We start from the raw sequence: 8,850 nt of genomic DNA, 5'->3' as shown, positions 1-8,850 counted from the left end.
GATGTTCGCCGGTCGACAAGACCAGCCGGCGCAGAAGCTCAACCGCCATCGGCATGTCGTTGACTACGCCGATTCTCATTCGTTGGCTTCCAATTTCGATCTCATTCAGTCGCCTCGCCAATCATGTCCACGACCGCATGGATCAGCGCCTCGTCCTGAAAGGTACTCTTGGTCAGATAATAGTCCGCACCGGCGTCAAGCCCGCGCGAGCGATCTTCTTCCCGATCCTTGTATGAAACGATCATTATGGGTGTGTTCTTGAGATGGGCGTCCTTTCTGATCAAGCTCACCAACTCGATGCCATCCATGCGCGGCATATCTATGTCAGTGACGACGAGATCGAAAGGACCAGACCGGACGGCATTCCACCCGTCCATACCGTCGACCGCCACTTCGACATCATAACCGTGATTGCCCAACATCTTGCGCTGGAGTTCGCGGACCGTGAGTGAATCGTCAATCACGAGCACGCGCTTGCGTCTGCTCGGTTCGGGACCGCCCGCAGCGCGCCGAAGAGCCCTAAATCCGCTAGACGATGCAAGCTTTTCCACCGATCGGATCAGATCATCGACGTCGAAGATCAGAACTGGCGAACCGTCTTCCATCAGGGCCGCTGCGCTGATGTCCTTGATCTTGGCAAACCGTGGATCGAGAGGTCTGATCACCAGCTCGCGTTCCCCGAGAAAACGGTCAACGATCAGGCCGTACGCATCGCCCCGACCTGCATCCACGACGACGACCGAGAGTTCGTCCGGTTCCGATCCGGACTCTCCTCGATCCAGCACTTCGCGCGCGGTCACCAGCCCGATCTGTCGATCGTTCAAGCGAAAATGCGGTCGGCCCTGCAGCAGGTTGATCTGCATCCGCTGCAATCTCATTGTCTTGGAGATGGCGGCGAGTGGAAACGCATAGGGCTCCCCATCGACTTCGACGAGTAGTGTGCGCAGGACTGACAACGTCAGCGGCAGCTGCAGTTGAAACCGGGTTCCACGACCAAATTCCGAGGAAACGCTCGTGATTCCGCGGACCTCTTTCGTCATCGCCTGCACCGCATCGAGGCCCACACCACGGCCGGACACGTCGGTAAGGCCCGCTTTCATCGAAAAGCCTGGCAGAAACAGGAATGCGAGCAATTCGGTTTCGCTGAGTGTGTCAGCACTTTCCCTGGTCGCAAGCTGTCGGGCGATGACAGCCTCGCGCAGCTTCGAGAGCTCGATCCCCCTGCCGTCGTCCACCACGGCTATCTGCAGCAGCCCGGCATTGTGCCTCGCTTCGAGCCTGATCAGCCCCTCTTCGGGTTTCCCCATCGCGAGGCGCTCCTCAGGCGGTTCAAGCCCATGGTCTACAGCGTTGCGCAAAAGATGCCCCAAGGGGGCATCGAGCTGCTCGAGGATATCGCGGTCGATGCCGGTCGAGCCGCCTACGATCTCCAGTCGCGCCCGCTTGCCAAGGGTACGACCGAGGTCGCGGACCGTTCTTGCGTAGTGTCTCACGCCGTCCTCGAAAGGCCGCATCCGGCTCGCCAACGTTTCGTCGTACAATCTGTTGGCAAGATCGGTCGCTTTCCGATCCACTGAATCCAATTCATCGAGACGCTCCGCCAGGAACGCTTGGCTCAACCGAAGCTTTCGCTGCGCTTCAGCCAGCGCCTCCACCACCGGCGCATCATTTGAAACCGGCGGCAGCACTGCATGAAGATTGTCGAACGCACTTGCGAGGTCCGATTGAAGTCGCTTCAGCCTTAGCAGCCCGTCAGCGAATGGCCTGAGCCGCCGAGCTTCCATCAGCGACTCGCCAGCCAACCCGAGCAATCGGTTCAGGCTGTCTGCCGTCACCCGAACCATTCTATCAGAGCCGATGCTGCCGTGGGCTTGCGGTACCGCCCCAACGAGGAGATTCGCTGAAGAGGTCGACGCCAGTTGCTCCTGGGCATGATCTGGAGTTGCGAAATCAGCTGCAAAATCTTGGGCCCCGGGCTTCGCCTCGGGGGGCGACAATTCCTCAAACTTCGCGAGAAAGCTTTCGATTTCTGAGTTGGCGCGCTCGCTCGATGATCCCGATGCGATCAATTTCAAAAGGTCACAGCCTTGCAGGAGCGCATCTATATGCTCCCGTCCCACTCTCAGATGCCCACGTTGCGCGGCGACCAGGCAATCTTCCATCGCATTTGCAACTTTGACCGCGGGCATCAGGTCGATGATGCGGGCAGCTCCCTTCAGGGAATGTGCGGCACGCATGCATGCTTCCAAGGCATCGGCGGCGACAGGATTGCGTTCCAGTGCCAGAAGCCCAGACGTTAGTGCCTGCGACTGCGTCTCCAGTTCGGCCTGGAAGAGGCTGAGCATCGAGACCTGGCTGAAGTCCTCATCTGTCATGCCATGCTCCGATCCAGCATCGTGAGCAGTTGTCCTGGGTCGAGACAACCAACGGCCCGTCCCTGCCAGGGCAGAACGGCAACAGTAGCCGCAGACAGCGCCTTGTCGATCGTGGCTGGCACAGCGAGAGTGTCGCGTGCCCGATAGCGATGTAAGCCGTGGATCTCATCAACCGTAAAGGCAACCCGCTTGTCGCGCTCGCCCACAACAACCAGGCGGCGAAATACCTTGGTTCGCGTGCTTTGCTCCCCCTCCTTGCGCTCGTCTATCCCGAGCAATTCAGCCAGGGACAGGCAAACGAGCAATTCACCACGGACATTCGCAATACCGAGCAGTGCACGGTTTCTGCGATGTGGAAGTGAATGAACGCGACGAGATTCAGCCGCTTCATGAAAAATACCGACCGGAAGTGCCATCCATTCTTCCCCCAAACGGAAGAGAACAGCCGTCTGCAGCGCCTCGCCGTCGGCCGGATCGATCCCTGCTCGACCAGCGTTACCAGGCCATTCGTCGCGATATACCGAGGGAGCCGCACGGTCGAGGAGGTGTCGTGCAATCTTCTTATAGGTCGGGCAATTCCGGCAGTGGAGATGCTGCTCCAGCAGCGGACATGACTTGTCACCCCGTACGCCTATTTGCCGCCAGCAGTCGTCGATTTCAATCTGCTCCAACGGCTGAGCGATCCCTGTCGAAGCCGCCATCAGCTGCCGCTCCTTTTCTGGACCCGGCCTAGCCGGCCAGCCAGGGCCTCGGCGCCGTTATGGTCGCCTTGCTTGCGAAGCAGCAAAGCCAGATGGATGAGAGCTTCTCGATGATTTGGCGCGAGATAGAGCGCCTTGCGATAGCTTTGCGCGGCTTGGGGTGCTGCGCCATCCGCATCCTGGACGAGGCCCAGCAAGTAGAAGATTTGCGCGGAAGGACCAAATTCCTTGAGATGCGCCAGGGCGACCTCCTGTGCCTCCTTTACCCGTCCTGCATTGGCGATCCGTTCAACCGCGATGAGGCTTTCCGAGGCCTGTGCAAGCGGCTTGGCCGGCGCCTGTCCACGGGCTTCATTGCCAATTGTCGGTCGGGGCCGAAGAAGAGGCTTGCTCTTGTTGACCTTCGGGGTTGGCGTCGGCACCGGGATGGCGGCCGAAACTGTCGGCGCCGTGGTCTTGACGGGCTCCGATTTCAGGAAGGCAAAGGCCAATGGCCATTCAGCGGAAATAAAGCCATGCAACCTTGGAAGAGCTGCTTCCGCCGGACCGACCAGGAGGAGTCCGTCTTTGGCCAGTAGGTCCTTCAGGCAGATCAACGCGCGATCCTGCAGCTCTCGATTGAAATAGATCAGCAGATTGCGGAAAAGCACGATGTCATAGACTTCTTGCCTGAAAGACGCGCGAGAGCCGAACAGGTTTCCTACCCTGAACCGAACCTGTTTCAGCACCGCAGCTGTAGGACGCAACCCGCTCTCGGCCGCTTCGAAATAGCGATCCTTGAATTCGAGATGGCTGCCGCGAAACGAATTGCGCCCATAGATCGCGCGTTCAGCCGTCGCGATATTGCGGCTGCTGACGTCCACACCATCGATCTTGAACTCGTGCGCCTCAAAGCTGGCATCGAACATGGCCATGGCGACCGAGTAAGCCTCTTCGCCGGTTGAACATGGCAGGCTCAGGACTTTAATCGGCTGAGCACGCTTGTGCACGCGCGCGTGCCGCGCCAGCATCGTGAACGCTTCTCGGTCGCGAAAGAACCAGGTCTCCGGGATCACCACCGCATTGATCAACTCCTGCAACTCCTGTGAGGAACCGGTCAAGTGTTCCTTATAGGTCTGAGGGTTGGTTATCCGGCATGCTGCCATCCGATCTCTGACCGCCTGACGGACCACTGTCGGACCAACGCTGGCACTGTCCAGTCCGATGGTTTCCGTCAGGAGCTTTTCAATTGCGCCGGTCATTGATCACCCATTGCTGACTGGCGGAGCAATGCGGTACGTATCTCTTCCGAAAGCAGCGATGCCACTTTGACCCGCTGAATGATCTCCGAACCATCGGAAGCCACCGGCCCAAGATAGGGCGGGGTTCCTGGTTCAAGTCCGAACGGCGCGAAGTCGGCAGGGTCTCGCTCAAGCGTATCCGTCACCCGTTCCGCGATCAGTCCCAGCAGGCGCTGCTCGCCATCATGCGCGTGATAGCGCGTCACAACGATCCGGGTGCTCAATAAGCGCTCCGACGGCCGGCCAAGCGCAAGAAGAGTAACATCGATCAGCGGGATGGGTATTCCGTTGTAGCTGACCAGACCCACCACACCGGTTGGCGCACCCGGCAGGACCTTCACATCGAGACGAGGCAGCACCTCTTCAATTTGGTGGACATCGATCAAGTAGCGATCCGGACCCATGCTGAAGGCGAGAAATAGCATTGTCACCCCCTACTGCCGGCTCGCTACGCTCTCAGCTTGAACCTCGAAATGCTACTTCGCATGCCGCCTGAGACTTGATTGAGCTCGTCGATCGCGAGCGTCGATTGCTGAAGGGATTCGACTGTTTGCTGAGCTGCCTCACTCAGCTGCGTTAGCGTGTCGCTGATCTGCCCCGCGCCGGTCGCCTGCGCTTGCATGCCTTCATTGGCGACTTCGAAACGTGGCACCAGCCCCTGAACCTGCTGAATGATCTCGAAGAGTTGCCCGCCGACCTGCTGGATTTCCTGCATACCCCGGCGGACCTGCTCGGAAAACTTGTCCATGCCCATCACCCCGGCCGCGACTGCCGACTGGATGTCCTTGACCATCTGCTCGATATCGTATGTGGAGACAGCTGTCTGGTCCGCGAGCCTTCGGATTTCCGTCGCCACCACTGCAAAGCCCCGGCCATATTGGCCGGCCTTCTCAGCCTCTATGGAAGCGTTGAGCGACAAAAGGTTCGTCTGATCGGCCACTTTGGTGATGGTCGTCACCACCTGATTGATGCTGCCGGCTTTCTCGCTCAGGATCGCGAGTTTGGAATTGATCGCGCCGGCCGCTTCCATGACCTGCTGCATGGTTTCTTCCATACGGGTTAGCCCCGCTTGCCCTCCGCCGGCGACGGCAGCAGTTTGCTCGGCAACTGTCGAGACCTCGTTCATCGTGCGGACGAGCTCGTTTGACGTGGCGGAGATCTCCTTGGCTGTCGCGCGGATTTCTGTTGTGGTCGCTGCGATTTCAGTCGCAGTTGCCTGCTGTTGCTTGGAGGTGGCGGCGATCTCAGTTATCGATGTGCCGACCTGTATGCTGGACCTTTGAACCTGACCAATGAGGGTTGTGAGATCGTCCGCCATTGCGTTGAAGCCGTCGGCAAGCACGCTGAATTCGTCTCGGCGCCTCAGATCGAGGCGTTCGCTGAAGTCGCCTTGCCGCATCAATTGAACCGCGTTGACCAAACGAGTGAGCGGACCTGTAATGGCGCGAAACAGCTGGTAACCCAAAAGAAGGGCTAGTCCGAGGGCTATCAACAAGCCAACGCTCAAACCGACTTCGGCCGTTCTAACGATCGAGCTGATCCGCTGCGTCGCGCTGTTTGCCTCGCCTCTGTGATCCTCAACCATGGCCTGCAGAGCGGACTGCAACTTTACAAAGATCGGCTCTACGGTGTTCTTGATGGCCAGGCTTTCATTGGGAGTTTCACCTTTCGACAAGGCAGCCCGGCTTGTGTCCAGCACAGCAGTTTCAGCCAGACGAAATTGGTTGGCGAGTTCTTTGACGACTGCATAATTCTGCTTGTCGATGTCGGAGACGATTGTTGCTTCATAGTCGCCCATCGACCGCTGCACTTGGTCGCGATTGGTCGTGATCGCGCTTTCAAGCGTGCTTCTATCCGATGGGTTGTCCTGAAGGGCATATTCCTGAAGCAGACTATGGGCCGTCATCTGGCCCATCATGATCGCGGTGCTGTGATAGAGGTCTGGAAGGATGCCCTTCTCGACCTCAGTCGCCTCCTGCCCCGCCTGAAGAAACCAGGCGTACGCGATGACGGCGATCACGGACATGACCACCAGAACGGCAGCGAAACTGACGAGGATGCGGTGGCGTATTGTCAGACTCTTCATGGATCCGATTCACCAATGGGGGCATCGTGGGCTGCGCGACAAGCGCTCGTTCCGACGTGTTCGAAAAAGGTGCGTCGAAAAGCGGTAGTCTGACGCTGAATGGTTTCTTTTCCGTTCCATCACTAATGATGGCGATGCCGCTCGCCAGAAGTGACGGTCGAGGACACGTCTTCCGTCGGCGCACATCAGCCCGACATCCGCTGGGCGGCACGCCCGCGTCAAGGTGGGTGGATGACTGATTGTTACCGTCTCGTTGGACGTCGATGAGAAAGGTATTCAATGACGATGAAGCTCTCACCTCACGTCCAAGGCCCTGTCAGCGTTGGGCCTTTGAAGCAAACAACCTGGACAGCCCATAGGCAACAAGGCCTATGAACCTTGAAGGGGCACAAATATACGCTGGCCGCTGGTCGATCCAGGAAGTCCGGTGCACCGCCATCAGACTCGCCCAGCGTCGCATAACCCCGCCTACGTCATCGCATGGTCATGCTGGAGGCGCCCATCGGTCGCCGTCCGCCTATTCTGGAAGCCCGATGAACGGATTCTGATGCCGAATGCCGAGCGGCCTGAAATCCTTCTCGTTGTCCGTGAGCACGATCAGATCGTGTTGCATGCCTGTTGCAGCAATAGCGATGTCCTCGAAACCAGGTGAGATGCCAGCGGCCCGAGCGACTGTCATGAGTTGCCCAGTTATTGTTGCCGTTTCGAGGTCAAGAGGGAGGATGCGGCTACTGTAGTAGTGACGGATTTCTCCCCACCATTCAGCGAGCGCGCCCGCCTTCTTGGTGGCACCGGTTCGCTTGGCGTTCGCGATGCCGTCCTCGATCTCGGCCAAGGTGATTACGGAGAGCCAAAGGTCGGACGATCGCTCGACTATCCAGGCCGCTAGTTTCTCATCGGAGGGCGTCCTGCGTTTTGAAGGGGCAAGCAAGCTGACGACATTCGTGTCCAAAAGGTACAATGTCAGAACGCCGGATCGCGCAGAGCCCGTGCGGGCTTTCGGCTTCGCGCTGGCAGGTCAGCTTCCTCCAGGGGCGAGTTTGTGAGCAGCCAACCCAGCGACGGCACACGGGAAAGGCGTTCGTATTCCGAATAGCTGATTACGACAGCCTCTCTTTTGCCGTGACGGGTGACGACCGTCGGTGTGCCCGCAACCGCTTCGTCGACCACATGTGAGAACGTAGCCTTGACGTCTTTGAGCTGAATCTCTTTCATCATGATTGCTCCCGTGACTAAAGTGGTCATATAAATTATGGAGCGAGTTTTGGCAAGGAGTCAGGACGGATCGGTGCGCCTCCGGCGCTCGATCTGCCGCCAGTTGGCAGGCTGACATCTCACATCAGGGCTAATCCCGAAAACCGCGTCTTCCCCGTTGATCTGGAAAGTACGGCGATCGACCCCGACACAATCGCGATTAGCCAGCAACACGCAGCAGCCGACACCGCCGACGGCAGATAGAGCCTGTCAAGACTGGACTGGGCGGCAGCGAGCAGCGGCTCGACCTTCTGCCCGGCGACGCTCAATTCGATGTCGGTTAGCCGCCGGGGTGATTTCTGGCCTGCAGGAACCAGCCTGTGCAACGAGGCCGAGCGCCGCCACGAATCGACCAGCGCCGATTTTTCAGCGGCATCCGACGTGATCGATGCTTGAACACGGTCTGCACGCAATGTGGCCATGTGCCGGTCCATGCCTTCCTCCCGAAGCCTGAACGCCGATAGACTTGCCGCTGTTTCCTCAATCTTCCAGCGGCATAACAGATGTCCTCCGCGCTGCTATCTTGCTCTTGTTGCCCCGCTGTCAAATGGTCTGAAGTGCTTGTACCATCCAGGAGTCGGAGCGCAGCTCATTCGCTCATCGCATGAAGCGCATCATGCCTGACGATTTCGATGCTGCGCAGGCTGAGCAGGCGGATGACGCCCTTGTCCTTCAGCCGGGTGAAGATCCGCGATACCGTCTCGATGGTGAGGCCAAGATAATCGCCGATATCCATGCGCGACATCGGAAGTTCGACCTGCCGCAATCCGCCCTGGCGCTCCGACAGGTCGACCAGGAACGCGGCGACGCGTTCGATGGCGCTCTGGCGACCGAGGACCAGCAGGTGTTCCTGCGCTCTGGTCAACCCCTTCAGCGCCAGAGGCAGCAACTGATGGGACATATCCGCTCCAGCTGTGGGGCGGAAGACGCGGACACCGGTGGAATTGACCGCTTCAGCAAAGAAATGGTGCGTCGTGTCGGCTTCGAAGCCGAATGTCTCTCCGGCGAGATGAAAGGCACTGATCTGCCGGCGGCCGTCAGCAAGCAGGCGGTAGACGCGGACGGCGCCGAACTCCACCTGGTAGAAGCCTCCGGCCTTCTCGCCCTGGGCGTAGATTTCCGCGCCTGCGGGATAGAAGCTGAGTGGTTGCAGC

General features: G+C 58.9%; 9 protein-coding genes. All 9 read right to left on the bottom strand.

Annotated features, from left to right (window positions below; translation table 11 throughout):
• Positions 1 to 101 precede the first annotated feature (101 nt).
• Positions 102 to 2,375, bottom strand: coding sequence for a hybrid sensor histidine kinase/response regulator (locus EN925_RS12045; protein ID WP_064994977.1), 2,274 nt, complete (start codon positions 2,373 to 2,375; stop codon positions 102 to 104).
• Positions 2,372 to 3,076, bottom strand: a complete 705-nt coding sequence (locus tag EN925_RS12040) for a chemotaxis protein CheW (protein ID WP_128336565.1) — start codon at positions 3,074 to 3,076, stop codon at positions 2,372 to 2,374. The genes EN925_RS12045 and EN925_RS12040 overlap by 4 nt, the downstream gene beginning before the upstream one ends.
• Positions 3,076 to 4,317: a protein-glutamate O-methyltransferase CheR gene (locus tag EN925_RS12035; protein ID WP_064994979.1), complete on the bottom strand. Its 1,242-nt coding sequence runs from the start codon at positions 4,315 to 4,317 to the stop codon at positions 3,076 to 3,078. Before EN925_RS12035 ends, EN925_RS12040 begins: the two co-directional genes overlap by 1 nt.
• Positions 4,314 to 4,781, bottom strand: coding sequence for a chemotaxis protein CheW (locus tag EN925_RS12030; RefSeq protein ID WP_064994983.1), 468 nt, complete (start codon positions 4,779 to 4,781; stop codon positions 4,314 to 4,316). The genes EN925_RS12035 and EN925_RS12030 overlap by 4 nt, the downstream gene beginning before the upstream one ends.
• A 23-nt stretch (positions 4,782 to 4,804) precedes the next feature.
• Entirely contained in the window at positions 4,805 to 6,442 is a 1,638-nt protein-coding gene (locus EN925_RS12025; protein WP_027163542.1) for a methyl-accepting chemotaxis protein, read from the bottom strand.
• A 517-nt stretch (positions 6,443 to 6,959) separates the two neighbouring features.
• Positions 6,960 to 7,394: a type II toxin-antitoxin system VapC family toxin gene (locus EN925_RS12015; protein WP_338101684.1), complete on the bottom strand. Its 435-nt coding sequence runs from the start codon at positions 7,392 to 7,394 to the stop codon at positions 6,960 to 6,962.
• 11 nt (positions 7,395 to 7,405) lie between these two features.
• Positions 7,406 to 7,657: a type II toxin-antitoxin system prevent-host-death family antitoxin gene (locus EN925_RS12010; RefSeq protein ID WP_024505312.1), complete on the bottom strand. Its 252-nt coding sequence runs from the start codon at positions 7,655 to 7,657 to the stop codon at positions 7,406 to 7,408.
• A 119-nt stretch (positions 7,658 to 7,776) separates the two neighbouring features.
• Positions 7,777 to 8,130, bottom strand: a complete 354-nt coding sequence (locus tag EN925_RS12005; RefSeq protein WP_127367419.1) for a hypothetical protein — start codon at positions 8,128 to 8,130, stop codon at positions 7,777 to 7,779.
• Positions 8,131 to 8,285: 155 nt separating this feature from the next.
• Entirely contained in the window at positions 8,286 to 8,849 is a 564-nt protein-coding gene (locus tag EN925_RS12000; protein ID WP_164894184.1) for a helix-turn-helix domain-containing protein, read from the bottom strand.
• Between the last annotated feature and the right edge of the window lies 1 nt (position 8,850).

Origin of the sequence: Mesorhizobium sp. M7A.F.Ca.US.006.04.2.1, from assembly GCF_004022915.1 — a bacterium.
Classification (GTDB): domain Bacteria; phylum Pseudomonadota; class Alphaproteobacteria; order Rhizobiales; family Rhizobiaceae; genus Mesorhizobium; species Mesorhizobium ciceri.
This window is presented reverse-complemented; position numbering and strand designations above follow the sequence as displayed.